Here is a 24,340-nt window from a genome sequence, read left to right as displayed (position 1 = left end):
ATAACAGGCTCAAGGAGGTGGAACAAGCATGGCCCTTGAGAAACTACGTCGTCGTTGGGAAGCCGCTCTTGGACCGATGTTGAAGATTGCATCAAACGTCTCCCCCATTACCATCACCTGGGTTGCGCTTCCTTTTGGCGTCGCAGGAGGCCTTCTGGCCATGTACGCTCCCGACCAAACCAGCGGCGGTTGGTGGATGCTCGGGGCAGCCTTGATGATTGGACTCGCCATGATCTTTGACGGATTGGACGGCTCATTGGCTCGTGCTAAAGGCGAAGTCACACGATGGGGCGATTATCTCGACCACACCATTGACCGCATTTTAGATTCGACTTGGGTGGTGTGTTTGAGCGCATCAGTCTTTGTCAATGACCTTGCTCTTGGATTTGCAGCAGCGTTGCTCACGTTGTTGGGTTCGTACATGGGGACTCAGGCTCAAGCCGTAGCCGGGACCCGAAATTACCGTGGTTTTTCTCGTGCAGACCGAACCGTATTGACGCTTCTTTCGTTGGTAATTATGGGCGTAATGCTCTTGATGGGTCTCTCAACATCAACAGCATTCCCCGGGCCATTTGACCACATCAACGTCAATCCGCTCAGCATCGTCGTCTTCATCTCCGCCCTGGGAGGGATATGGACGTTTTTTGTTCGTTTTAAACAAGCTCAAGGCGACATTCAAGCCATCGATAAGGCCGACCCACTCCCCCAACCCGCTGCCAAAAAGCAGGATGAATAATAGGAAAAGCGGAGGTGGCAAAACGCCCCGTTGATGTGCACTTTTTGCTTCCGAGAAGCGACATAGTCATAACGGACGAATGCTACATAGACACTGATGGGTAGTCCAACGGCTGAACGAAACGGCATTCAACGCGCCTTTTTTTTGACATTGTGCATGTTGCTTGCGACCTTGCCTTTGTCCCACGTGCAAGCCGTGGATATGGGCGATCCTTACAACCTGCAGGCTCAAGGCATTCAGGCTGTGTTTGACCCTACGACAGAGACCACTGTCGTGACCTGGCAGAACATTGATTCAAGCGGGTCAGAACTTCAAGGCATGTTCAGTGCAACATACAACTTGTACCGCCATACCTCCGCTATTGACGCCATGAATGTAGGAACGCTTACTCCGTTTGCAACCGTTCCAGTTTGCGACGTCGCCGATGCATCTCAAAACCCCTTCAACTGTCAAGCATCAGTGCATGCAGGCCATTCGAAGTCTTTTCTTGTCCCGCCGGGCACCAATGGAAGTTTCTTTTACGCCATCACCACAACCCTCTCAAACGGAACTGAAGCGGGAGAATTCATCATCAATGGAGCCCACGTTGAATTCCCTGTCGTCGAAACAACAACTGCAGTCTACACGCCTTACATTCTTGCTGTGACCTTTGACGCTCCAAGCAGTCAAACGACCATCAATTGGGTGAACTACAACACCTTCTCTCAAACACTTCCGGAAACCGGCCCCGATGCGCTAACCATCCGGATCTGGCAAACCGATTACGAAGTGACCCGATTGCTTGGGCCTTCGCTGCTGACTTCTGAAACACCGATTGCTGAGTTGGATGCTTCGGCCACCTCCTATGTGGTGGACGTGCCTGCCGAAACCCAGCGTTCAAGTTACTACTCCATCACCTATCTTCTTCCCAATTACTCAGACCCTGGTGTGGATTATGAAGACGTCCGCTTCCTTGCTCAAAATACCATGAGTGAACCGGTGGTTGAGGACAACCTTCCGCCAGCACAACCCACCCTCTTCACCGCTGAATTTGAAGCAGACCCGCTCAGCGGCGCAGGCTACACCAACATCTCTTGGGGAGATTCTCCATTGGAAGAAGGTGAGACATACCGCGTTTACCGTTCCGACCAACCCTTTTCTTCGATTCTACGAAACGATGTGGAATTGATCGTCAAAGACATTCTTGAAGGCATTGGCTCTTACCAAATCCCAGTCCCCCAAGGCTACCTCGGATATTCATACTACTGTGTCGTGACGGTGGACGAAAACGGCGTCATCAATACTGCTACTGACGGAAACTCCTGTACGGGGTCCATTGAAGAAAATGCATTTTACAACTGGGTTGCTGAACCAACCAATGTTTATGCTGAATTCCTTGGTGACCGAACAACCCGTGTGACATGGAACGATCAAATGGGCGTTGAAGGCGAGATCTACCACATCTGGCACGGCACCTACCGCGTCTCAGGTTCCCAATTTGTTGAGAATCAATCCTTGCAATGGCTCGGCACCGTCTCCGACGGTGTTGGTACATTTGACGTTGAGATTCCCGATGACGAACTTCGTACCAATCAGTTCTACTTTGTGACTTCAGAAGCGCTTTACGGCAACGTGAACGGAACCTACCACTACACACAACTGGTTCAAAACTACGCTCAAGTTTTGTTTGAAGACACCCGAGCCCCCAATCCTCCTCGGATCAAGCAAGCCTACACCATCGGAGCGGACAATCTCGTCAGTTTGGAATGGTTTAACGAAGATGAACAGAATGAGTCATACGCTATTTGGAGGCACTATGGAGAACCGTTCGGAGTCGATGAAAACGAGATTTCCAACATTCAAAGCGATGGATGGGAGATTGTTTTGGACGACATTGGGACCAACGAATTCACCACCGAAACACTCGTTCGCCAATTCCTGATTCCAAGCAACGTAGACCGAGATGTTTGGTATGCAATTACCATCACGGACGAGTGGGGCAACTTCAACAGTGAAATCTATGCTGGATTTGGTGCTAACGCATTCAAGGTTTCAGAAGATACGCTGCTCCCGAATTCAACCCTTAGCATCCTTGACAGCGACGGAATCCCCTATGAAAGTACCACTTTGGTCGCAGGACAATACTCAATGCGCTTACAAGTTAATGAGGACCTTAGTACGACACCATCCATCAACATTACAACGGTCGCAGGAGCACAACTTACTGACTTTGATGAACCGCTCACGGAACTCAACAACAACGCTAACAACGATAACCTCGGACCCTTGTATTCTTTTGAATTCTCAGTTCTCTCTAACACTGACGCAGGAGCCATGATCATTCAGGTTACTATGAAGGATGAATCTGAAAACGAAGTCAATCAATTCTGGGACCATCTCTCCATCGATGCACAAGTCCCTCAAATCACTATTTTTGCACCGTCTTCTGGCGATGACGGTTCGAAGTACCTCTATGGAAACCGAATCAACATTCTTGCAGGAGTTGACGATGACGTTGTTGTCACCTCGTTCCAATACCGCTTCACTTACCACTTCGGCGGACAAACCGGTTCCTCACTCTCAACACCTTGGGCTGACCTGACCGGCGTTACCGACATCAACGGAGACAACAGCTCGCTTACCGCTGACATGGAAATCAACACAGGCAACTTTGAGCCGGGCTACCACGCCTTGTATGTTCGGGCGACGGATGGTGCTGGAAACGACCTCCAAGAACAGGTCAAGTTCACCGTGGACTTCTGCCGAAACCGTTTGGATGGAACCACATTCTGTGCTCATGAAGAAGCGCTCCAAGCCGAGCCTGAGCCCGAAGTGATCAAACCCTCCTTTACCGACCCTCCGTATGTTTTTGTTTGGGCCATTGCGGTCATTAACATCCTAGCGATTCTCGTATCATTGCTTGTGATTCGAACCAGTATGGCCGGGCCGAAGAAGAAGAAGTCCGGGGACGAGGAAGAAGACGATGATTGGATGACCGAGTTCATCGGTACGTCACAAGACCTTGACATGGATTCCGTGACCGATACCCAAGGCAAAGAAGAATCTGCTGCCGAAGATGGAGAAAAGCAGGTTGAGGAAGAGGAAGAGGAAGATGATCCGTTCGCAATCAATATCATTCAACGCAAAGAACGCCGTCGAAAGAAGACTGAACCCGAGGATGACGACGACGACGACGACGATGACGACGACGACGATGACGATGACGATGACGACGACGACGATGAGGACGAGAGGCCCAAGAAGAAGGCAGTCCGTCGTTCAGTCGGCCGTCGCGCTGCTCCACGCAAGGCTCCAGTTAGGCGCCGTGCTGTGAAGAAGTCTGATGACTGAGAGCAGCATACGCGTGCAACCGTTTGAAATTGAGGAATCGCCATGTCCGAAGCCCCACAATCAATGATTATTGAAGCAGAAAAAGAATCAATCGAGGAACTTGCTGAGGTTGCCGAAGCACAGTTCAAACGGCTTGTAGATATCTTAAACCCGAAGAATAACACGTTGAACTGGCTGCTTTTAGCGCTCCCCATCACCCTGTACTTCAACTTCCAGCACTCGCTCCAAATGGCGTTTGTCTTCTCAATGATTGCCATTGCACCACTTGCCTTCTTGATGGGCAAGGCCACAGAAGAAATCGCTCTACGAACGGGAGAGGCTGTGGGCGGTCTCCTGAATGCGACGTTTGGCAATGCTGTTGAGATGATCATCGCGGGCATGGCGCTCTATGCAGCCTCTCAGAATCCAGCCGTTGTCGATACCATGGTTACCGTAACACAGGCCTCACTCATCGGGTCAATCTTGGGCAACCTCTTGCTTGTTTTGGGCTTGGCCATGTTGTACGGGGGAATTAAGCACAGTGAGCAAACCTTCTCAAATCAAAGCGGACAAATGAACGGTGCCCTGTTGGTCTTGGCGGTTGTTGCCCTCATAGTCCCAAGTGCATTCCACTACAACGGTGGCTCATCGGACGCCGTCATGAAACTCTCGTATGCTACGGCGCTCGTGTTGCTGTTCATTTACGGTTGTTCGTTGTTGTTCCAATTGAAAACACACGTCAATGAATTTTCATCGGGCGGCCACGGCGAGGGACATGAAGACCCAGAAATGAGCATCAAAGATGCGTGGGTCCTCCTTATCCTCGCCACTATTCTCGTCGGATGGATGGCCCATATTTTGGTCCACAGTCTCGAAACTACAGTTGAGAAATGGCACTTGCCTGAACTCTTTATTGGCGTCATCTTGGTGCCGTTCTTCGGCAATGCTGCAGAGCATTTTACCGCGGTCCTGGTCGCTGGAAAGGACAAGATGGACCTCTCCATCGCCATCGCTATTGGAAGCAGTGTTCAGATCGCCCTCTTTGTAGCACCGATTATGGTCCTGTGGGGCTGGGTTTTGGGCGTCCCCCTTCCTCTTGAATTTGGCCTCCTTGAAACGGTAGCTGCCTTTGGCTCAGTCTTCATCACCATCTCTATTCTTGCCGACGGAAAGACCAACTGGTTGGAAGGTGCCATGGCCTTGGCGTGTTATGCTATTCTCGGGATGGCTTTCTTCTTTGCATGATGAGGTGAGTCCATGGAGCGTCAAGAACGAATTGGCTACTCAATGATGGGGGCAGCTTTGATTCTTGTTCTTGCAGGAACCGTTGGCTTCACCGTTGAAGGGACAACGAGTATTGATGTGGTCACCACTGGCGGAAAAACTGTTTTTGCTAACGAAGCCCTTCCTGAACATTCCTTAGGCGCCATTGTTACGGCCGATTTAACCCTCAACTGGGACCGAGATGACATTTACGTCGTCATTGTTGACGAAGATGAAAAATTAAGATGTGAATCATCAGGAGTCCTTGGTGGATTTGAAACAGGGAGCAGTTGCACGGCCAACGATGCCGATGTTATCGCTGTAGGCATGGACGGCACCGAGGGGTTGCAATGGACCGTAGCACCGGGGATTCATTATGCAGGGCTAGGAACCCTTCCCGGAGCACCTTCATTCTCGAGTTCAGAAGTCATGTTTGACTACGAAGTGCACCTTCATGCGTCGTTCGGTCTCTATTTCCTCTTCTTCCTTCTGGGCATTGCAGGCTTTGCATATTCCCGAATGAAGTGATTATTCTACACCTTCGTAATAGGTTGCTACAGCACCGTCGATCTCGTCCAAAATCGACAGTTCGTCAAGCGTGAGGGTCGTTCCATCTTTTCGCACTGCTTGTCCGTTTACCCAAAGGTCAAGGCATTCCGCTCCATTGAAAATCAGGTTGGCCAAGTGACGGTTATCAGTACGTCCTCTTGGGCGCATTCGGACGTCGTTCAAGTCCCAAACTGCCCAGTCCTTGCTCCCTTTGGTGGCGAGGCCCATGGCGTCGACTGCTGGCAGGATGGTTGGGTCCCAATGGTCATGCCGTTGAACAAGCGAAGCGAGTCGAGCTTCAGCTTGCATGTTGAGTCCGTTTCCAGAAGATGCCGCTCCATCGGTTCCGAGCCGAACGTCAACCCCAGCTTCCATGTATGCAGGGAGGGAAAGTGTGCCCCCGCAAGCAAGTTTCATGTTAGAGGAGGGGCAGTGAACGGCCGTTGCCTCGTGTTGCTTTAGCAACCGGATTTCGTTTTTCTTTACCCACGAGGCGTGAGCGCATACGGTCCCGGGTTGGAAGAAGTCAATGCTGTCAAGATACTCGATGGGGTACTTGCCGGTACTTTCGTGGCAATCAGCAATTTCTTTTCGTGTTTCACTCACGTGGATGTGAAGCCGAGATTGTCGCTTTTCAGCCAATTCTGAAGCACGGCGCAACGTGTCTTCAGTGCACAAATACACAGAGTGTGTTGCGATGGCATACTGAACCAAATCGCTCTCGTTGTTGGTGGCAAGAAGGCCGTCCAACTCACTGAGTGCCGAAGCCGCATCGTCGTGGCTCGGCAATGCAGAGTCGCTAACAGGTCCCCCGATGAGGCCTCGGATTCCTGCCTCAGTAAGGACTTCCCCAGTCACTGAAGGAAAGAAGTACATGTCTGCAGCAAAGGTGCTTCCAGTTCGAATCATCTCAGCAGCAGCACAGCGAGAACCCATGCGAACATAATCCGGTGTAATGCGCGCTTCAGTAGGAAAGATGGCTTCATTGAGCCACCGGTGGAGGGGAAAACCGTCGCTGAAATCGCGTGCATTGAGTTGCATGGCGAGGTGCGTATGCCAGTTTTGGAAGCTTCGAGTGATCAAGCGTTGGGAACCGTCAATATCGTCCACGACATCTTCGTCTCCGTTCGACGCAGACCACGTTCCGTCGTGATGAAGCAAGATGTCCCCTGTGACTTTTTCCCCACCATGGTCGTACAATACCGTGTTGCGGTATCGGACGGTGGTTGCATCGGTCATGCCCTCTCCTCGGAGTCATGCTTCAAGAACGCTAGTGTTCTCACCGAGCCCCTTATGATTGATTGGCTCGGCCGTGAAAACGCCGCCACTGTGGCTTAGCTGGTAGAGCATCTGATTCGTAATCAGAAGGTCGGGAGTTCGAATCTCCCCAGTGGCTCCTCAAACACTGTCAACCGTGGTTGTGATGTCCATTGAGAAGGCCAGGGCACTCTCTTCCAAACTCACAACGCCTGGGAGGGGCCTGCCTGCAATATAATCCAAACACGCTCCACCACCGGTGGAGACATGCCCCATCTTGTGTGCGATGCCGCGCTTTGCAACCAAGGTCGCTGTATGTCCGCCGCCCATGACAGCATAGCCTGAGGATTCAGCACAAGCGTTGAGCATCTCAACGGTTCCAAAGGCGAAGTCAGTGATTTCAAAGACTCCAGCAGGTCCGTTGAGCACGATGGTTCCTGCACGCTTTATTGCAGCAGAAAGGTAGAGAATGGATTCGATTCCAAGGTCAAAGAGTGGTGCCTCAATGGGGAGGTCCTTGACCTTCAGGTCAACGCGATTCCCTTCAATGTTCGCGGCCACATCAACAGGCAAGTGGATCTTGGACCCGTAATCATCGATGAGGGTTCGCGCTTGAGCAACGGTCGTTTTCCATTGGTCTCCCAGTTCATTCTTGAGGAACTTCCGGTTGATGTCTCCGATGTCGATTCCAGCCAAATCAAGCAGCAAGTTTGCAACACCTCCAGTCGGCCACAATTCGTCGGCAATTCCACCGCGTAACATGTTGTCAGCTACTTGTATGGAATCGTCAACCTTGACGCCTCCGAGCACTGCTAAACAAGGTCGAACGGGTGTTTCAAGTGCCATGTCCAACTTTTTGATCTCGTTGCCCATCAATTCACCAGCAACACAAGGAATCAGGGTAGAAAACCCAACGATGGACGGTGTTGAGCGGTGAGCGCAAGCAAAAGCGTCGTTGACATAGAGGTCGGCAACGCTTGCCAATTTTTGCACGAGTTGAGTTTCTGCGGATGCGACGGGGTCATTTTTTACGGACTGTTCCTCTTCATCCATTCGTACGTTATTGAGCATCAGCAGTTGCCCGTTTTCCATGGATTCAATTGCTGCCATGGCTTTGTCGCCGTGAATATCATCGGTCCACTTGACCGGCCGTCCAAGCAATCTTCCCAACTCGCGAGCGTGACCCAAGGTACTGGTGAAGTCGTTCTTTCCCGGGCGGGATTGGTGGGCGAGAATGATGACCTTTGCTTTCACCAGTCGTTGAATGGTTGGCAGAATGGCCTTAATTCGCGTATCGTCAAGAAAGGACTTGGTGGCCGGGTCAAGCGGGCTGTTGATGTCGACACGCAACAAAACGGTCTTCCCGTCTACGTTGACATCGTCCAAAGTCAGGACATTGGCCATTGTCCTTCCCAGGGCCCTTGGGCTTTTCATCCCTCCCGTTGAATTAAGGATTGGAAATCTCCAAAAAAGGAGTGGAAAGAACTTACTGAGCGTTGATGAGGTCGTTTGTATTGGAAACGGTACAAAACTCACCGTGCAAGCTTGTAAGAGCCGTGTCATGAATCAAGTCTGCTGAATATTCTGTTCCGTCGGGTGAATGGCGGGGGAACGTAGCGCAAGCATCTCCAACTAATATCACATCAAATCCAAGGTTACCAGCCATGCGGACACTGGTTGAAATGCAGTGGTTGGTCGTCAGTCCGAGGACGACCAATTGATTGAAGCCGTGATGTTTGAGGTGGTCGCTCAGACCTGTTCCAATGAAGCAACTGTTGACCTGCTTGACCACCTCCATTTCACCATCTTCAGGGGTTGCCCAATCGTAGAATTCGTAGCCCTGCTCAGCAGGAGCAAGTGGGCTACCCGGTTCGGTTGAAGCGTGTCGTACGTGAACGATGGGTTGTTTGGTCGCTCGCCAATGAGCAAGGACTCTTTTTGCATTATCGACAAACTCAGGATTGTTTCGCGCCCCCCATTTCGGATGGTCAAACCCTTTTTGCAGGTCGATGAGCAGAAGAAGAGGTTCGTTGGCTTGGCTTGACATGCGAGGACCCTTATTTTCCGGCTGATTTACTGGTTCATAGAGTCAATGGTCGGGACCAAATGCAACTGCGGATAGGCATCTTTTGGCTTCGCATGCACAATGTTCACGATTGCCACTTTTGCCACGATTGATTGCTGTGGGCAACACGGTACCACCAAACGCCGCTGGCTTGGGGGGATTCCAACCATTCAAAGCCGTCATCTCTGACAAGGCCACTTGCATTGACCGGTGGTTCCGAATCATCTGTGCCTTGAGGGGCGTAGTGATCGGTTGAATCTGCTGCAGCCGGTTCGGAAAATTCACTCATTGCGATTTTTTCCTCAAGGAGTTTACTGCGGTCTTCAGAATCCAAGGTGCCCGCTAAGCCGAAATAAGCGTCGTTGTGAGCAATGCGATACAATTCCTGCGGAGGGGCGATGAGTAAATCATCGATGAGGGTAAACAACTTTTCGCGGGTGTCTTTTTTGATCTCATTATTGGTGTACCGGCCAGTGAGGTCGCCCCTCAACAGATTCAATTCATCCACCAATTCTTGCGGATTGTCATAATATGCTTGCACCAGGGATTGGAGATAGGTTAGTTCGTTCTCTTCTTCTTTTGACAATTTGGAATTGGTGCGCAATACCTGAACCCAACGGAACGTATCGGGCAGTATGGCCGCCACTGCATTGGTTTGGAGGACCGTGAACAGAGCAAGAAGAATCGCTCCAATCCCCACAGTGGTTGTCACTGCACCAGCATCGCCTGCGAAGAACGATTCAAGGGGAGAAGATGATTCACCATCACCTTGTGTTTCGTTGATTGCGCAACCGTATGAATCAACGACATCCTCTGGAGGTGAATCCGGACAATTGTCCTCTGCATCAGAAACGCCATCGTTATCGGAGTCGAGGGGAGTCTGTGTCTCGTTTCCTTCATCGGTTTGATTTGTTTTTTCTTGCTGGAGCTGATCAGGGATTCCATTGCCGTCCTCATCGATACAGCCATAGAAACCATCGGCGGTTGAATTTCCAGAAACATCTGGGCAATAATCCGATTGTACGGCCCCGATGACAAAGACACCGGGCCATTCTGGCATTCGGCTCTCGTTCCACTCGGAATCTCCCCAATTATCGCCGTAGCCGTCGCCATCCGTATCTGCCCATTGCGTCGAAAGTATTGGAAACGCATCCAGCGTATTCACGATTCCATCGCCATCTGAATCCAACTGAGCTTGCGAACAGCCGGTTGCATCTACTTGGGCATTCTGCGCTGTGTTTGAGCAAAGGTCGTTCAGGTCGCCGACACCATCGGCATCATGGTCGAGAGATTCACTTGAATCATTGGGGAAGGCGTCGGAATTATCACCCACACCATCGCCATCGGAGTCGTATTGTTCGTATGCGTTGTTTGGAAAGGCGTCACCGTTATCTCCGAGGCCATCGCCATCGCTGTCCGTGGTTTCATTGGGGTTATTTGGAAAGACATCGGCATTATCGCCGACACCATCGCCATCAGAATCGAATCGCTCAAGGGAATTCAAAGGGAAGGCGTCGCTGTTGTCCCCGGCGCCATCACCATCGCTGTCCAAGGTTTCGTTGGCATCGTTTGGGAAGGCATCGGCATTGTCGCCAACCCCGTCGCCATCAGCGTCCATCCACTCGAGAACATTATTGGGGAAGGCGTCGCCAGCATTGCTGTAGCCATCGCCATCATCATCTGGGCATCCATTGACATCAAGGTCGGAGGTTCCTGCAACATTCGGACAGTCATCGTTGGCGTTCAGCACACCATCGCCATCAAGGTCGTTTTGATCGATCGATTGAAACGTGGGGGACAATGGATGTTCATTTCCGTCCTTATCCCAAAGGCTCAATGAAACGGTTGCAGCGGCGCTGGTGGCAGGCGTGGATACCCGAATTGTGGTGTCGTTGACCACGGCCCCGGTCATGGAGCCGTATTGACCAAATTGAACCGTTATTTCCTTCGTTTGAACCAAACCTGTTGATTTTGTAGCGTACTTCAGAACCTCACTTGTACCGTCACTAAAAGGAACGTGCATAACCCCGCTTTCATCGATGACAATTGAATTCCCCTCGCCAACATCAGCACCACTCGCCATTGTGGTTACGGCCCAATTGGTGGTGACCGGATCGATTGTTGCGTATTTCAAATTCTGTCCCGACCATGTGTGGTAGACAATATGCGGTTGGTCAGCAGCATCAACTGCGATTGAAGGGTCCCGTCCTGTACTCCCAGTTGATTCCACAACAGTGGTCGTCCACCCGCTGTTCGGAGCGCCCGTAGAGTATCGCAAGTCATCCTCTTTGCTATCTTGATGAGCAATATGGAATTGTCCTTGCCCGTCCATGGCCATCGATGTCATGTACCCTGGATACAAATTGCTCGGGGATGTTCCTGTATCTACCAAATAGGAGTCCCAAGAACCACTTTTGTCCGTGGCGATCATCAATTTTGAGGAGTCACGGTTTTGATAGGCGATGTAGATATTATCGCTTTCATCAATGACAATGGCGGAATCACAACCACGATTATTTCCCGCCACAACAGTATTGTGTGACCAAGCGGTTCCGGTGTAAGAGGCAATGCGAAGTCCGTTACCGCATTGATCTGCTCCGTTGGCAGCATAGGAGATGTGTGGATGGTTGCTCGAGTCAACTGCGATACCGATTGGGCCAAAATGAGCGGAGGATGAAACCGAGGTATCCGTCCAGGTCGTTCCATCGTAGTTCATGTAGACCAGCGTTTCAGCCCATTGAGTGTATGTTGTGTAGGCCAAGTGTATGTGGTCATTATCATCAATGACCATGTGGATGTCCCAACAATATGTGTTCCCACAATCCTTGATTTTTCCTGAATTCCAACCGGTTCCATCATTGACACTGTGCCGGATTTCGTAATTTCCATCCTTAATTTGCACGACGTGGATGTGGCCGTTTGAATCGACGTCAACGGCGTTCCATGTGCCGGCTTGAACAGAATAGTCCATGGTCGTCTTCGCCCATTGATGGTTGATTCCATCGTCGGTTGTATTGGAGAAGGCGAGGTTGGAAAAGCCGCTTCCTGTGATGGTGATTTCTTCCCCACCAGTGGTCCAACCTGTAGTTGGTGAAATTGATGCCTGCATCGGACTTGAGTGCATCACATCATCATTGACGGAATCAAGGGATGGGGTTTGAGTCAGCAGCGGTGACGCAAAAACCGCCAGCAACAATCCAATCACCACACATGCACGCATGATTTACCCACGAGGTATGTTTAAAATATGCTTTGGTATCATTTCTGTTACAAATGAGGAAAATGGTTTTTTTTCTAACGTCATGCCCGTCGCTGGCACTTTACAGTTGGTGTCTTTTAGGAACGGGCAAAGGGTACCCATTCAAACGCAATTAGCACCTACGGCAATCCATCGTTGGTTGGCCCATTGATGCGATATTGAGTGCTCAAATGACAATATTGATGTCGCGTTTGACAATCCAGTCGTACATGGATTGAATCGATGGAGCGAGGTGTCGAGCGTCTTCGGTAAGGCCGTAGGTTACGACTGAAGGCGCTGTGGGGTGGATTTTTCGCTCTACAAGGCCACTTCTTTCAAGTTCACCGAGTCGACGAGCGATCGTAGTTGAAGATGAATTTATCTGACTCTTAATCGTAGAAAACCGCATCGGTTGACCCTTTAGATTGAGAATGAGGAGGATGTGAAGAGATTTTGATTTGTTTAACAGAGCGAGCAATTTGTCAACGCGGGCAAAAACTGGGTCGCAATCTTGTTCAATCATCTCACTCATTCTGAGAATGACTTGATTCTAAGTATATCATTTCTATGGCGTGCAGCCTCATGCTGTTCGTTGGCGAGCATGTTGGTTTCAAATGAATAACTCGGCCTTTAGGTTCTCTGCGCGGAAAGATCTCCCGGGTAGAGTACATTTTTTCGCTTCTTTTTTTAGAATGAATATGCCTCGCAGTGAACTGTTTTCATTCCCGCTCTCTCCTACCCGGTCGGTCAATTGTTAGTTTCTTTGAAAAAAACAGCCCATTATATACACAAATCTGACGCTGGAAAGTTATGAAGAAAATTGCCGTTTATTTGATGCTCACGTTGCTTGTTGCCTCAAGCCTCCCGCTTAACGTCAGCGCCGATGCAACCCAAGATATACCTACCAATGCAGCAGGAACTGGCGTGCACGATTCTCTCGTGGCTGCGCTGACCCATGCTGGCCTCGTGGCTACCCTGCAAGGTACCGGACCGTTTACCGTCTTTGCTCCAACCGACCAAGCGTTCATTGATGCTGGAATCGATTTGGCGGATTTCGACACTCCTGAAGAGAATGCTACTCTAACGGACATTCTTCTGTATCACGTGGTAGCCGGAGATTATGAGTCTGGAGACCTGAACGATGGAGACAACCTCACCGCAGAAAACGGAGACATACTGGCCATCACCGCCGACCCTGCTACCGACATTGATGGGGACGGCCTCGGCGATTCACGGATGGTCAATGACGCAAACATCACCATCGAAGACGTCTTTGCCTCTAATGGAGTGATTCATGTCATCGATAAGGTACTGACGCCACCCCTCCCTGATATTCCCGCAACAGCCCAATCAACAGGGATTCACGATTCGTTTGTTGCTGCGGTCATTCAAGCGGACCTTCTCTCCACTCTACAGGGGACAGGACCCTTCACGGTTTTTGCTCCAACGGACCAAGCTTTCGCCGATGCAGGCATCGATTTGGCCGCCCTTGACAATCCAACTGGAAAGCAGACCCTTTCAGATATTCTTCTCTACCACGTCGTCTCTTCTGAAGTCCCCGCTTCAGCCGTCACCGATTGTTTGGTGGCTGATGCAGCAAACGGTCAACCTCTGTCCTTCACCGTAGGAACCGGTGTCATGGTTAACGATGCTAACGTCACGATCCCCGATGTCTTCACCAGCAACGGAGTAATCCACGTCGTCGACAAGGTTCTCACGCCTACGAGCACCCCCAACAACATTCCAAGGACTGCGCAGTGCACCGGTATTCACGACTCACTTGTAGCGGGCGTCATCCAAGCAGAACTGCTTGAAACACTGCAAGGACCCGGGCCGTTCACCTTGTTCGCACCGACTGACCAAGCCTTCGCTGATGCTGGTATTGACTTGGCGGCACTTGACACTCCAGCTGGAAAGCAGGTCCTTACCGACATCCTTCTCTATCACGTAGTCTCAGGAGAGGTTCCTTCTTCAGCGGTTACCGAATGCATGTCAGCAACTGCTGTGAATGGACAACCTCTCTCCTTTACCGTGAACAACGGAGTCATGGTTAACGGGGCCAATGTCACGCTACCTGACGTGGCCACCAGCAATGGAGTGATTCACGTGATCGACAAGGTTCTCACGCCCACCGACACCCCCAACAACATTCCACGAACGGCTCAGTGCACGGGCATTCACAACTCGCTTGTAGCCGGTGTCATCCAAGCAGAACTGCTTGAAACACTGCAAGGAACCGGACCGTTCACCTTGTTCGCACCCACCGACCAAGCGTTTGCTGATGCAGGCATCGATTTGGCCGCTCTTGACACTCCTGAAGGAAAGGCAGCGCTGACTGATATCCTTCTCTATCACGTTGTTTCTGGAGAAGTCCAATCCTCTGCAGTGACCGAATGTCTCTCAGCCCCAACCGTTAACGGCAACCCGATCTCCTTCACCGTTGGTGACAGCGTCATGGTTAACGACGCAACGGTCACCCTTGCAGACGTGAACACCAGCAACGGTGTCATTCACGTCATCGACAAGGTTCTGTCCCCGACTGAAACCCCCCGAGACATCCCTCGCACTGCAGAATGCACCGGCATTCACGACTCACTCGTTGCGAGCGTCGTCCAGGCTGGATTGCTGCCCACCCTTCAAGGCGATGGACCGTTCACGGTATTTGCCCCAACCGACCAGGCGTTCATTGACGCAGGCATTGTTCTTGCCGACCTTGACACACCTGAAGGAAAGGCTGCACTGTCTGATATTCTCCTCTACCATGTGTTGAGTGGAGAAGTGCCTGCAGCAAACGTGACCGATTGCATGTCTGCTCCAACGGTTAATGGAAACCCGCTTTCCTTTACCGTTGGCGACAGCGTCATGGTCAATGGAGCAACCGTCGTCGACGCTGATATCGCAACCAGCAACGGTGTCATTCACGTCATTGACAAGGTCTTGACGCCAACCTCAACACCAAACGACCTCCCTCGTACCGCACAATGCACGGGCATTCACAACTCGCTTGTGGCTGCAGTCATTCAAGCAGAACTGCTTGAAACGCTTCAGGGCGACGGTCCGTTTACTCTGTTTGCACCTACCGATCAAGCCTTTGCAGATGCAGGCATTGACCTCGCATCGCTCGACACTCCTGAGGGAAAGACTGCGCTGTCCAACATCCTGTTGTACCACGTGGTCCCAAGTGCAGTGCCGGCTTCCGCTGTGACCGAATGCATGACGGCGAACGCCGTCAACGGCCAACCTCTTGCCTTCACCGTCGGAACCGGAGTGATGGTTAACGGTGCCAACGTAACTCTTGCAGACGTGAACACCAGCAACGGTGTCATTCACGTCATTGACAAGGTCTTGACGCCAACCTCAACACCAAACGACCTCCCTCGTACCGCTCAATGCACCGGCATCCACAACTCCCTTGTTGCTGCCGTCATTCAAGCAGAACTGCTTGAAACGCTTCAGGGCGACGGTCCGTTTACTCTGTTTGCACCCACCGATCAAGCCTTTGCAGATGCAGGCATTGACCTCACATCGCTCGACACTCCTGAAGGGAAAGACGGCGCTGTCCAACATCCTGTTGTACCACGTGGTCCCAAGTTCAGTGCCGGCTTCCGCTGTGACCGAATGCATGACGGCGAACGCCGTCAACGGCCAACCTCTCGCCTTTACCGTAGGAACTGGGGTTATGGTCAACGGTGCGAATGTGACCCTCGCAGACGTGAACACCAGCAACGGCGTCATCCACGTCATCGATAAGGTGCTGACACCAACCGCCACGCCAAACAACATTCCCCGCACCGCTCAATGCACGGGCATTCACAACTCGCTTGTGGCTGCCGTCATTCAAGCAGAACTGCTTGAAACGCTTCAGGGCGACGGTCCATTCACTCTGTTTGCACCTACCGATCAAGCGTTCATTGACGCAGGCATTGACCTCACATCGCTTGACACACCAGAAGGGAAAGCGGCCCTTACCGACATCCTCCTGTACCACGTCCATTCTGGCTCAGTCCAAGCTTCGAACATTAGCGAAGGCATGATGCTGCAAATGGTGAACGGCGATAACACGACCCTTTCCTTAACAACAGGAATCAACGGAGCCAACATCACACTAGCGGACGTCATGACATCAAACGGAATCATCCACGTGATTGACGCTGTTCTCATGCCGCCCGAAGAAGCCGTTGACGACGCGTCTGGAGACGGTGTATCCTCAGAAGACGATGAAGGCGGTTTGATGACCATCATCTCGTTTGTTGCAGTTGGCCTAATTGGAGCCCTAGGGGCCGTTCTTTTCTTGAGGTCCCGAGCCTCTGACGAAGAAGTTCAGAAGGATCTCTCCGAACTTGGTATCATTACCAACTCTCAACCCATTGCTGCAACCGTTGACTACAGCGCTCAATATGCCCAACAAGCCCAACCGGCCCAACAGGTTGCGACCCCAGCATACGTTGCTCAGCCCGCGCAGGCGGTTCAACCGATTCAGACGGTTGAGGTCATTCCCCACCCGGTGGCGGTACAACCCGTCGTGGCTGAACCCACAGTGGTTCGGCAATGGACCGATGAAGGTGGATATACCTGGAGGTCCATGGACAATGGAAACACCTACTGGTGGACCGGTACCGAATGGAAACTCTACGGCTGAGACAAAACACCGTTTCAATCGATGAGGCTTCACTTCCTTGAGGATGAGATACATTGATATTTTGCGGGCTGCTCTATACAGCATGGGCAAAAGCGTCTTTGTAAACTTTGTATCCGAGCCGAAAAATGACACGATCAAATCCATTGTTGGACTTGCATGTGCAGCACAAGCCATTCAAGACGGGCACCAAGTGAGCGTCTTCTTTGCTGCTGCAGGGACCCGGTTTCTCGACCCTTCATACATCAAAGAACTCGATGCAGAAATGGGAGCCGACACATCCATGATTACGAACTTCATGGAAGTCATTGTTTCTGGAGCAACGCTTTACTGTTCCTTTGCTTCAGTGAAAGCCGTCCTCGGCCACAGTGAAGGAGACGGCGCCCTCTTTGTTGCTGACGACCGAATTGAATGGAGCGGCCCACCTGGCGTCATTGCCTTGGCCACTGCAGCGGATGTCCAACTCGTCTATTGAGGCAAGGGGTTCATCGAGCAGGATCAAATTCGCTTGATGTCAAACCAGACCGGCTTGTGGTCGGAAACCGCTCCACTGCTCACGGTTTCGTCAATGCCCCACTGACCTGTTAGGCGCTCATCCAATTGACTTGAAGTCACGATCCGGTCGTAGGCACAACGTGAGTTGCCCACTGTTGTATCGGCATCATCTGGAATCAGCCAGGTATAATTCTCTGAGGAGATGGACAGGTCCACCAATTCGTTGTAAGATGCATAAGAGCAATCGCCATTGAAATCACCAAGAATAACGTAGTCGTCATCATCGGAATAATTGGTTTGTGCCCATGAAAGCACGTCGCCGAGGGCTCCCAGTTCCTCAACCGCAAGGGTGGGTTTGGTGTGGATGTTGACAAAAACGATGTCCGTGCCGGTTTCTTCTCCATTGGTGTCCAAAAGCATGAAGGTCGCAAGGAACGGTTCCCGTTGAAAGGAATCGTTGGTGCTGTCATCGTACAAGGTTCCGTTGTCCATCGACGTAAATACCGTAGGCTTGTAATAAAACGCATATTGCTCTTGAGAATTCTTGTCATCATCTTGCATGCCGCTGCGCTCAGAGAGCACCATCTCCCATTCCCTCGATTGGTTGGTGAGGTTTTCTTGACCTGCAATACCGTTTAATTCATTCAGGAATAAGTACGGAACTTCCTCGTCGATGTCTTTGATCTCCTGGACGGCTACCATGTCGTAGTCCTGGAAGAGTTCTACCAATTCTGCAACGACCGTAACATTGCTCATTTTTGTGTCACCAAAAACCTTGATGTTGAATGTAGCAACGCGTGCAACCTCGCTTCGGTCCAGTTCTTCAGCGGTGAAATTTTCATCGATGGTGACTCGGTTATCAATGAGTACGTAAACGATTTCAGGGTCTTGTTCCGGTTCGTTTAGAAGGTCAATGGCCACGATAGAGAGAATGACAATCGCGATGAGGCTGAGCGCTTGAAGACCCTTCTCACCCCCGTTCATAAAATCCGCTTTTGAATCGTGGTAAAAACCTTGACGCTGTCTTTTGAGTTGCCGAGGTCACTTGAAGGCCAAATGACGCATAAGCGAAAGGGCCGGATGGCTTGATGACCAGGCGAACTTTTGGCCTCACACGACCATTTACTCATCGGTGCCGATGAGTTTGTAATCTTCAGAAAGAGGCGTAGCTCCAGTTTCCATGGAGATGATTTGACCGTCTTTGAAGCGCATGAATGAAAGGACTGCTTCCGAGTCGGAATCGTTAGCAAAGTGAACGATGGAATGGGCAACGCCCACTTCATCGTTTTCAAAGAGGATACGGTTGTGCTCTGAAGTTGGTGTGTTGTTGCCTGATACAAAGCCCAAAATATCGGATTTGCTCATGGTGAAGCCACCAACGTGTGGGTTGAACACACAATCATCGTGAATGATGTTCGCAAGAGCGTCCGCATCTGCATTGTCCCAGGCTTCGTTGTATGCTTCTATGATTGACATGGGTGGGACTCTGTGGCTTTTGATTTAAACACAGCGATACTGAACAACGGCTCCAACCGACGAGGTTCTGTTCTCCGGACCCGTCGATTGGGTCCCAAGACGCGCGTCCCGAACCGCTCAATGGCGCGAAAGGTGATATAGCCACCAACAGCACTGCCCGATATGGCCGAAAAACCAGCCGAAGAATCATCGTCGTTGGACGGTGCTCGTCGTCGCGCCGGTACAGCAACTTCGTCCTTCGGTGTTTCCAAGCGTGAAGGCCACGACGCTTCGTTGTATTACAACAGCCGTCTCAACGAAGGCTTGGTTGCTTCTAGGGAAGTAGGAGACGGCCAGATGTGCCCCGAGGAACATCTCAACTCCTTGATTTGTGGCGATTCAAGAGCGCTCCCTCTTCCGGATAATTGCGTCCATCTTGTCGTCACTTCTCCACCCTACAATGCTTCCAAAGAATACGATGAGGACCTTTCCCTAAGAGAATACCTCGGCCTTCTTCACGATGTCTTTGCCGAATGCTATCGGGTGCTCACTCCAGGTGGACGGATGGTCATCAACGTCGCTAACCTTGGTCGCAAACCGTACATCCCACTGTCCTCACACATCAACATCATGATGCACGAGATTGGATTTTTGATGCGTGGCGAAATCATCTGGGATAAATCTGCAAGTGCGGGCTCATCGTGTGCATGGGGTTCCTTCCAATCGGCATCAAATCCATGCCTAAGGGACGTTCACGAATACCTTCTTGTCTTTTCAAAAGGCAATTACAAGCTTCCCCGAACAAAGAGCGAGCGGGCAGATGGACGTGTTGATACCGTACCTCGTGATGATTTCATCAAGCATACCAAATCGATTTGGTCGTTTCCAACCGAGCGAGCATCGCGAGTCAACCACCCTGCGCCGTTCCCGATTGAACTGCCAAAGCGTTGCATTGAACTGTACAGTTTTGTCGGAGACGTGATCCTCGACCCCTTTAACGGCTCGGGAACTACATGCGTTGCGGCGAAACAACACGGTCGGCACTACATCGGTGTTGACCTTTCAGAGGAATACTGTTCAACAGCAGAACGACGCTTGGACGAGGTAGAACCGTTCGTTTTAGACGAGATCACTCATTGAGTTGCTCAATATTTTCCCAAGGTACTGACGGTTGTGAAGGCTCCGGGGCCGGTTCAACTTCAGGACCTTTGACTGCGGGATTGTTTTCATCGCTCTCCGTTTCATATCCATCATGACCTTCCAATGATCCCGTAGCCGCCAAAAGGAAAAAGGCAAGAATGAAAATCGACCCTCCTGCCGTGAGAAAGCCAGCCCACTTTCCAGCCATACTCGTTTCAAGAATACTCAGTGTTTCAGTATTTTTACAACTTCTGCCTACTTGATTGCTCCGATTGGGTTTTGAACGGTCGCCGTCCACATCGAAGCATGACGACTTGGACAACCGACGATTTGGTTGGCCCCGAGGGTGAGGATTGGCGCGTCCCAGTCTCCGAACTTGCTCACCGGCAAGCAGGCCTTGCAGACATGCTCCGCGATGCGGGAATTGCTGGTGCTCTCATTCAACACCCCGTTGATTTGTACTACTATACCGGAGGGCGGCAAGACAGTTCCTTCTTCGTTCCCGCAACAGGTGCTGGCGGCAGCATACAAGCGGGTGGCGACGGCCCGGTTAGTTTCGTCCGTCGTTCTCTGAAGCGAGCACAGCACGAGGCCGGTGGCGACGATGCCCCACACCAAGTTCTTCCATTTCCTCGCCTTTCACTGCTTGCAGAAACATTGCAGCAGCGAGGCGTTACCGACGTTCCAGGTCTTCAATTCGGAGAAGCCCCAGGTACGTTCACTGCTCGCTTTGCAGCGGCTCTATCATCGCTTGGCGACGCCCCCGACATCACTACAATCGTTCACGCCCAACGTGAAATCAAATCCGCATGGGAATTGGAACAAATGGAAACCGCAGCGGCCGTCCAGTTCAGAATGTTTGAGGCAGTCCATGCGGTTGGAGGAGAAGGAATGACTGAACTCGACATGGTAGCAGCGGCTGAAGCCGTCAGCCGTAGCGAAGGGTTTGGCGGCAACGTTCAGATGCGTCGTTATCCGCTCCAATGCGACCGTGGTGTCATCGTCGCAGGGCGCGCTGGAGGCATTCCATCGTTCTTTGATTCAGCAGTCGGAGGGACAGGCGCTCACCCACTTTCGGGGATGGGCTCTGGATTTACCAAGGTCAAACCCAACGAACCGGTTTTGGTTGACCTTGTTCATGCACACCGCGGATACATGGTCGATGCCACCCGAATCTTTGTTGCGGGTTCGCTTTCACCGGAATGGAATCAACGTTTGGAAGACATGGTCGCGGTGAAAGAAACCGTCGTTGATGTTCTTGACCAAGGCCGACCGTGCAGCGATGCGTGGGAGGATGGATATGCTTTGGCCGTTGAACTGGGTTATAGCGACCATTTGATGGGTACAAATCCAGACCAAAGTCGCTTTCTTGGGCATTCAATCGGCCTGCAATTGGACGAATCGCCTGTCGTCGCAGCAGGTTTTGACCGTCCCTTGCCGGTCGGAGGAACGATGGCGATTGAGCCAAAAGTCGTCTACGCTGAAGGAAGCGTTGGCTCAGAAGATACGTGGGTTCGCGACGAAGACGGCATGAACCCGATTACTGCAGGTGGCGGCCTGCCTTGGTTGATGGAGTGGTAAGAATGACACAAGAACAAGCAGAAGACGATGTATGCGAGAAGACAGAGGGTTGGACGCATGAAGACGTGGGTAAGCGGATTGTCAAGCGAGAAACCCCTAACGGGACCTACTTCAACGAACTCATTGTCAATGTGTTTTGTCAAATGTGTGCGGCTGAATTCATCGGCCCATCTCGTGAAGCTGGTGGATTCCTTGGAGGCCATGAATGCCTTCATGCTTGGGAATTTAGCCAAGTGATGGGGCGAAACGACGGCTTGACTGAATGAGCCATCGCTGACGACCACATCATTCAAGGTTCGCTGGAGTCCCAGTCGGTACATGGTAGCCAAGCCGTACTCGCCAAGTCACATTGCAGCAGTTGCTTCTCATTATACCGAGATGCGACTTTCTGGAGCCGTCAAACAGCGTCTGGTTGAATTGCTGTGTGAGGAATTGGACCGAGTCGTTCCACAAATGGAAGAGGAAACACTGAACCAAGACCCAGAGCGAAAAACGCTTGACGACCCTCAACGCAGCCGATTGAATTACAACCGAACTCGGGAATTGATGATCGACCGAATCAACAACATCGACTCCGTAGGCTCAGCAGCCGTTCAAGCTGGCATTGAACACGTTGAAAATCATCTGTCCAAACTCCTCCGTCATGCAGAGGATGCGGCTACAAAAGACCGAGTTGCCACCATAAAACCTCGCCACCTTGAGAAAGCGGTAGCCGGACTTGGCCTTGATGACGAAGATTCTGAAGGTACGCTTGAGGAAGAAGAAGAAACCGCAACAATGGATTTCGTCGCCAGTCAAAGCGGAGGCATTGTCACGGCGTCATCTTTGCTCTCAATGGCTCGCAGCATAGCGAAAATGACCGTTACAAAAGACGCTCTTGAAGAACTCCTGGACACCTATACCATGGTGCTTGAAGAACTGGAAGCAGACATCAGGAAGCACGCCCAACTCGGTAGCAATCCAGTGCATTTCATTGAATCCATTAACAAAATGCGAGGCATGATGTCCCTGGGATGGATGCGCTCAATGCTCACACGAGCAGCCGCGCAGGCACAAGAACGCGATGGGAAAGTGATTGACCTTCAAGACATTGTCCACATCGACCCCTTCGCTTGACTCTTGTAAGGGTGCCAAACGGGTGGTCTCATGGAACAAAATGAACTTACAGAAGCCGGTTACAGCGATTTGGCGGCTCAACCCCTTCTCTTGGTCGTGATTGGTCGCGATTCTTGCGACGACTGCAAAGCATGGAGGGAGGTGTTGACCCAGTGGGTTCCGGAATCCAAAATCGAAGCGCTCCTCAACGTTGTTCATTTGGACCTTGATTCAAAGGTCGGGCAGCAATTTTGCAGGGATCACCAGTGGACCGAACACATCTCATTCATTCCATTCAACGTACTGTTCCAGTACGGTACACCGGTTGACCAATGGCCAGGTGGCACAGTTGAACGATTGATGACGTGCATTGAGAATGAGGGTTGATTTAATGCTTGCATCTTCCATTCTTCTTTCGGCACTACTGGCCGGCCTGGTTGCAACAGCGGTCACCGTTGCTATTGAGAAATGGGGCGGCCTTGTTGGCGGTTTCCTCGGCACGGTTCCTTCTACCATTGTTCCTGCAGGTATTGGGATGTACCTCGCCGGTGGCGAAGACGAAATCGTCAGTAGCATGATGGTGGTGCCTCTTGGAATGTTGCTCAACGCGCTGTTTTTGGGGGCGTGGCTGGTGCTCCCACGTTGGTTTTCTAACGCCTCCCATCCGCTTCTTTTGACCTCCATATGCGCCCTTGCCTTTTGGTGTGTTATGGGCATAGGCGTGTGGTTTCTCCTCCAAAACACGGTCGTCGGCATACTCCTTTCGGAACAGGAATTTGCTGCAGTCGGACTGATCCTTTTGGTGATCATCGCCGCAGCCTTCAACTGGCGACCTCAGCCAACACCCAAGGGAAGCGAAGCAGTTTCCAAAACGGTGCTGGTCTCTCGAGGTACGATGGCGGCAGTCGCCATTGGCATCGCGGTTTGGCTGGCTGGTTTGGGCTTCCCCTTGCTGGCTGGTTTAGCCAGTGTTTTCCCTGCCATTTTCCTCACCAGTATGGTCGCCTTATGGATCGCACAAGGGCCAACTGTTCCGCAGGGTGCGGCCGGACCGATGATGTTGGGTGGTGTCAGTGTTGCTATTTATGCGAATCTCGCCATGTGGTCACTGCCTGCATATGGAGTGGTTTTAGGAACACTGGTCGCTTGGTTTGGCTCTGTGTTGGGATGGTCCATTCCTGCGTTCTTGGCCCTCAGAAAGGTCCACGAACGAGCCGCCATCAGCGATTGATGCTGCGGGTCCAACGCGGTGCACCGGGGATTCCGACAACTTCTGCATGAACAAAACTGACGCCTTTGACTTCACAAAGACGCTTGCGTAGGGCGTCGAGGTCAAGCAGGCAACAGGGGCAGTGAGGCCGTGAGGGTTTGACGGAGAGGTTGATCTCACCGTCTTCGGCGATGTTGATGTGTTGAATGATGTCAAGTTCGGGGTAAGGTCGGTCGTTGTGGGGGTCCTTCCATGTGGACAGAACGCGAGCCACCCGTCGTTGGAGCGCAGCATGTTTTCTCCCGGCCACA

The 24,340-nt window shown here is 51.5% G+C and carries 21 protein-coding genes, 1 tRNA gene and 1 pseudogene; 14 read left to right on the top strand and 9 right to left on the bottom strand.

Annotated elements, in window-relative coordinates; genetic code table 11:
• Positions 1-28 precede the first annotated feature (28 nt).
• The 4 genes from AAA857_RS02960 (at position 29) to AAA857_RS02945 (ending at position 5,836) form a co-directional block, all read left to right on the top strand.
• Positions 29-736: a CDP-alcohol phosphatidyltransferase family protein gene (locus AAA857_RS02960; protein ID WP_338172958.1), complete on the top strand. Its 708-nt coding sequence runs from the start codon at positions 29-31 to the stop codon at positions 734-736.
• A 96-nt stretch (positions 737-832) separates the two neighbouring features.
• Positions 833-4,066: a hypothetical protein gene (locus tag AAA857_RS02955; RefSeq protein WP_338172957.1), complete on the top strand. Its 3,234-nt coding sequence runs from the start codon at positions 833-835 to the stop codon at positions 4,064-4,066.
• 42 nt (positions 4,067-4,108) lie between these two features.
• Positions 4,109-5,290 carry a calcium/proton exchanger gene (gene cax, locus AAA857_RS02950; RefSeq protein WP_338172955.1) on the top strand — a complete coding sequence of 394 codons (1,182 nt, stop codon included), beginning with the start codon at positions 4,109-4,111 and terminating at the stop codon, positions 5,288-5,290.
• A 12-nt stretch (positions 5,291-5,302) separates the two neighbouring features.
• Complete coding sequence (locus AAA857_RS02945; RefSeq protein ID WP_338172953.1) at positions 5,303-5,836, top strand: hypothetical protein; 534 nt, start codon at positions 5,303-5,305, stop codon at positions 5,834-5,836.
• Here AAA857_RS02945 and AAA857_RS02940 read toward each other — a convergent pair whose 3' ends face one another.
• Positions 5,837-7,096 (bottom strand): amidohydrolase family protein, encoded by a 1,260-nt coding sequence (locus AAA857_RS02940; RefSeq protein WP_338172951.1) that lies wholly within the window; start codon positions 7,094-7,096, stop codon positions 5,837-5,839.
• Between the two features lie 84 nt (positions 7,097-7,180).
• On the opposite strand from AAA857_RS02940, the gene AAA857_RS02935 reads away from it, so the two are divergent.
• A tRNA-Thr gene (locus AAA857_RS02935) sits at positions 7,181-7,253 on the top strand.
• Between the two features lie 2 nt (positions 7,254-7,255).
• Here AAA857_RS02935 and pgk read toward each other — a convergent pair.
• The 4 genes from pgk to AAA857_RS02915 all read right to left on the bottom strand — a co-directional run bounded on the left by pgk (position 7,256) and on the right by AAA857_RS02915 (position 12,949).
• On the bottom strand, positions 7,256-8,518 hold the full coding sequence (gene pgk / locus AAA857_RS02930) for a phosphoglycerate kinase (protein ID WP_338172949.1): 1,263 nt from the start codon (positions 8,516-8,518) through the stop codon (positions 7,256-7,258).
• Between the two features lie 82 nt (positions 8,519-8,600).
• Positions 8,601-9,161 carry a cysteine hydrolase family protein gene (locus AAA857_RS02925; protein WP_338172947.1) on the bottom strand — a complete coding sequence of 187 codons (561 nt, stop codon included), beginning with the start codon at positions 9,159-9,161 and terminating at the stop codon, positions 8,601-8,603.
• A 103-nt stretch (positions 9,162-9,264) separates the two neighbouring features.
• Entirely contained in the window at positions 9,265-12,399 is a 3,135-nt protein-coding gene (locus AAA857_RS02920) for a thrombospondin type 3 repeat-containing protein (protein ID WP_338172945.1), read from the bottom strand.
• A gap of 205 nt (positions 12,400-12,604) precedes the next feature.
• Entirely contained in the window at positions 12,605-12,949 is a 345-nt protein-coding gene (locus AAA857_RS02915; RefSeq protein ID WP_338172943.1) for a helix-turn-helix domain-containing protein, read from the bottom strand.
• A 278-nt stretch (positions 12,950-13,227) separates the two neighbouring features.
• Here AAA857_RS02915 and AAA857_RS02910 point away from each other — a divergent pair.
• The 3 genes and pseudogenes from AAA857_RS02910 to AAA857_RS02900 form a co-directional block, all read left to right on the top strand.
• Positions 13,228-15,915 (top strand): annotated as a pseudogene (locus AAA857_RS02910) (fasciclin domain-containing protein); the annotation flags it as partial.
• 7 nt (positions 15,916-15,922) lie between these two features.
• Positions 15,923-17,056 carry a fasciclin domain-containing protein gene (locus AAA857_RS02905; protein WP_338172941.1) on the top strand — a complete coding sequence of 378 codons (1,134 nt, stop codon included), beginning with the start codon at positions 15,923-15,925 and terminating at the stop codon, positions 17,054-17,056.
• A gap of 82 nt (positions 17,057-17,138) precedes the next feature.
• Positions 17,139-17,528 carry a hypothetical protein gene (locus AAA857_RS02900; protein ID WP_338172939.1) on the top strand — a complete coding sequence of 130 codons (390 nt, stop codon included), beginning with the start codon at positions 17,139-17,141 and terminating at the stop codon, positions 17,526-17,528.
• A 23-nt stretch (positions 17,529-17,551) separates the two neighbouring features.
• Here AAA857_RS02900 and AAA857_RS02895 read toward each other — a convergent pair whose 3' ends face one another.
• Together AAA857_RS02895 and AAA857_RS02890 are read right to left on the bottom strand one after the other, a co-directional pair.
• Positions 17,552-18,532 carry an endonuclease/exonuclease/phosphatase family protein gene (locus tag AAA857_RS02895; protein ID WP_338172936.1) on the bottom strand — a complete coding sequence of 327 codons (981 nt, stop codon included), beginning with the start codon at positions 18,530-18,532 and terminating at the stop codon, positions 17,552-17,554.
• Between the two features lie 138 nt (positions 18,533-18,670).
• Positions 18,671-19,024 carry a nuclear transport factor 2 family protein gene (locus tag AAA857_RS02890; RefSeq protein ID WP_338172934.1) on the bottom strand — a complete coding sequence of 118 codons (354 nt, stop codon included), beginning with the start codon at positions 19,022-19,024 and terminating at the stop codon, positions 18,671-18,673.
• A 162-nt stretch (positions 19,025-19,186) separates the two neighbouring features.
• On the opposite strand from AAA857_RS02890, the gene AAA857_RS02885 reads away from it, so the two are divergent.
• Positions 19,187-20,143, top strand: a complete 957-nt coding sequence (locus AAA857_RS02885; protein ID WP_338172932.1) for a DNA methyltransferase — start codon at positions 19,187-19,189, stop codon at positions 20,141-20,143.
• Here the strand turns inward: AAA857_RS02885 and AAA857_RS02880 are convergent.
• Positions 20,133-20,351 carry a hypothetical protein gene (locus tag AAA857_RS02880; protein WP_338172929.1) on the bottom strand — a complete coding sequence of 73 codons (219 nt, stop codon included), beginning with the start codon at positions 20,349-20,351 and terminating at the stop codon, positions 20,133-20,135. The two genes, AAA857_RS02885 and AAA857_RS02880, sit on opposite strands and share 11 nt — an antisense overlap.
• A gap of 98 nt (positions 20,352-20,449) precedes the next feature.
• Here AAA857_RS02880 and AAA857_RS02875 point away from each other — a divergent pair, with 98 nt between their 5' ends.
• Genes AAA857_RS02875 through AAA857_RS02855 form a run of 5 tightly spaced genes read left to right on the top strand, consistent with a single transcriptional unit; the run spans position 20,450 to position 24,050 of the window.
• The gene (locus AAA857_RS02875; RefSeq protein ID WP_338172927.1) at positions 20,450-21,724 is read left to right on the top strand and encodes a M24 family metallopeptidase; all 1,275 of its coding nucleotides are present in this window, start codon (positions 20,450-20,452) and stop codon (positions 21,722-21,724) included.
• Between the two features lie 2 nt (positions 21,725-21,726).
• Positions 21,727-21,990, top strand: a complete 264-nt coding sequence (locus AAA857_RS02870) for a hypothetical protein (protein ID WP_338172925.1) — start codon at positions 21,727-21,729, stop codon at positions 21,988-21,990.
• Positions 21,991-22,042: 52 nt separating this feature from the next.
• Positions 22,043-22,840: a hypothetical protein gene (locus AAA857_RS02865; protein WP_338172922.1), complete on the top strand. Its 798-nt coding sequence runs from the start codon at positions 22,043-22,045 to the stop codon at positions 22,838-22,840.
• Between the two features lie 30 nt (positions 22,841-22,870).
• Positions 22,871-23,206, top strand: a complete 336-nt coding sequence (locus AAA857_RS02860) for a hypothetical protein (protein WP_338172920.1) — start codon at positions 22,871-22,873, stop codon at positions 23,204-23,206.
• Positions 23,196-24,050 (top strand): hypothetical protein, encoded by an 855-nt coding sequence (locus AAA857_RS02855; protein ID WP_338172917.1) that lies wholly within the window; start codon positions 23,196-23,198, stop codon positions 24,048-24,050. Before AAA857_RS02860 ends, AAA857_RS02855 begins: the two co-directional genes overlap by 11 nt.
• On the opposite strand, the gene AAA857_RS02850 is transcribed toward AAA857_RS02855, so the two are convergent.
• Positions 24,040-24,339 carry an iron-sulfur cluster assembly protein gene (locus AAA857_RS02850; RefSeq protein WP_338172914.1) on the bottom strand — a complete coding sequence of 100 codons (300 nt, stop codon included), beginning with the start codon at positions 24,337-24,339 and terminating at the stop codon, positions 24,040-24,042. The genes AAA857_RS02855 and AAA857_RS02850 overlap by 11 nt on opposite strands.
• Position 24,340: the final 1 nt, after the last annotated feature.

The organism is Candidatus Poseidonia alphae (genome assembly GCF_943787815.1).
Lineage (GTDB): Archaea > Thermoplasmatota > Poseidoniia > Poseidoniales > Poseidoniaceae > Poseidonia > Poseidonia alphae.
Note: the sequence above shows the minus strand (reverse complement) of the source record. Positions and strands in the feature narration are given on the sequence as shown.

Coding starts and splice junctions, on each gene's coding strand:
- AAA857_RS02940 (WP_338172951.1), bottom strand. CDS start 7,096: ATGACCGATGCAACCACCGTCCGATACCGCAACACGGTATTGTACGAC.
- AAA857_RS02900 (WP_338172939.1), top strand. CDS start 17,139: ATGGGCAAAAGCGTCTTTGTAAACTTTGTATCCGAGCCGAAAAATGAC.
- AAA857_RS02960 (WP_338172958.1), top strand. CDS start 29: ATGGCCCTTGAGAAACTACGTCGTCGTTGGGAAGCCGCTCTTGGACCG.
- pgk (WP_338172949.1), bottom strand. CDS start 8,518: ATGGCCAATGTCCTGACTTTGGACGATGTCAACGTAGACGGGAAGACC.
- AAA857_RS02905 (WP_338172941.1), top strand. CDS start 15,923: ATGCAGGCATTGACCTCACATCGCTCGACACTCCTGAAGGGAAAGACG.
- AAA857_RS02875 (WP_338172927.1), top strand. CDS start 20,450: ATGACGACTTGGACAACCGACGATTTGGTTGGCCCCGAGGGTGAGGAT.
- AAA857_RS02920 (WP_338172945.1), bottom strand. CDS start 12,399: ATGCGTGCATGTGTGGTGATTGGATTGTTGCTGGCGGTTTTTGCGTCA.
- AAA857_RS02915 (WP_338172943.1), bottom strand. CDS start 12,949: ATGAGTGAGATGATTGAACAAGATTGCGACCCAGTTTTTGCCCGCGTT.
- AAA857_RS02890 (WP_338172934.1), bottom strand. CDS start 19,024: ATGTCAATCATAGAAGCATACAACGAAGCCTGGGACAATGCAGATGCG.
- AAA857_RS02880 (WP_338172929.1), bottom strand. CDS start 20,351: ATGGCTGGAAAGTGGGCTGGCTTTCTCACGGCAGGAGGGTCGATTTTC.
- AAA857_RS02885 (WP_338172932.1), top strand. CDS start 19,187: ATGGCCGAAAAACCAGCCGAAGAATCATCGTCGTTGGACGGTGCTCGT.
- AAA857_RS02925 (WP_338172947.1), bottom strand. CDS start 9,161: ATGTCAAGCCAAGCCAACGAACCTCTTCTTCTGCTCATCGACCTGCAA.
- AAA857_RS02895 (WP_338172936.1), bottom strand. CDS start 18,532: ATGAACGGGGGTGAGAAGGGTCTTCAAGCGCTCAGCCTCATCGCGATT.
- AAA857_RS02945 (WP_338172953.1), top strand. CDS start 5,303: ATGGAGCGTCAAGAACGAATTGGCTACTCAATGATGGGGGCAGCTTTG.
- cax (WP_338172955.1), top strand. CDS start 4,109: ATGTCCGAAGCCCCACAATCAATGATTATTGAAGCAGAAAAAGAATCA.
- AAA857_RS02865 (WP_338172922.1), top strand. CDS start 22,043: ATGGTAGCCAAGCCGTACTCGCCAAGTCACATTGCAGCAGTTGCTTCT.
- AAA857_RS02955 (WP_338172957.1), top strand. CDS start 833: ATGGGTAGTCCAACGGCTGAACGAAACGGCATTCAACGCGCCTTTTTT.
- AAA857_RS02855 (WP_338172917.1), top strand. CDS start 23,196: ATGAGGGTTGATTTAATGCTTGCATCTTCCATTCTTCTTTCGGCACTA.
- AAA857_RS02860 (WP_338172920.1), top strand. CDS start 22,871: ATGGAACAAAATGAACTTACAGAAGCCGGTTACAGCGATTTGGCGGCT.
- AAA857_RS02870 (WP_338172925.1), top strand. CDS start 21,727: ATGACACAAGAACAAGCAGAAGACGATGTATGCGAGAAGACAGAGGGT.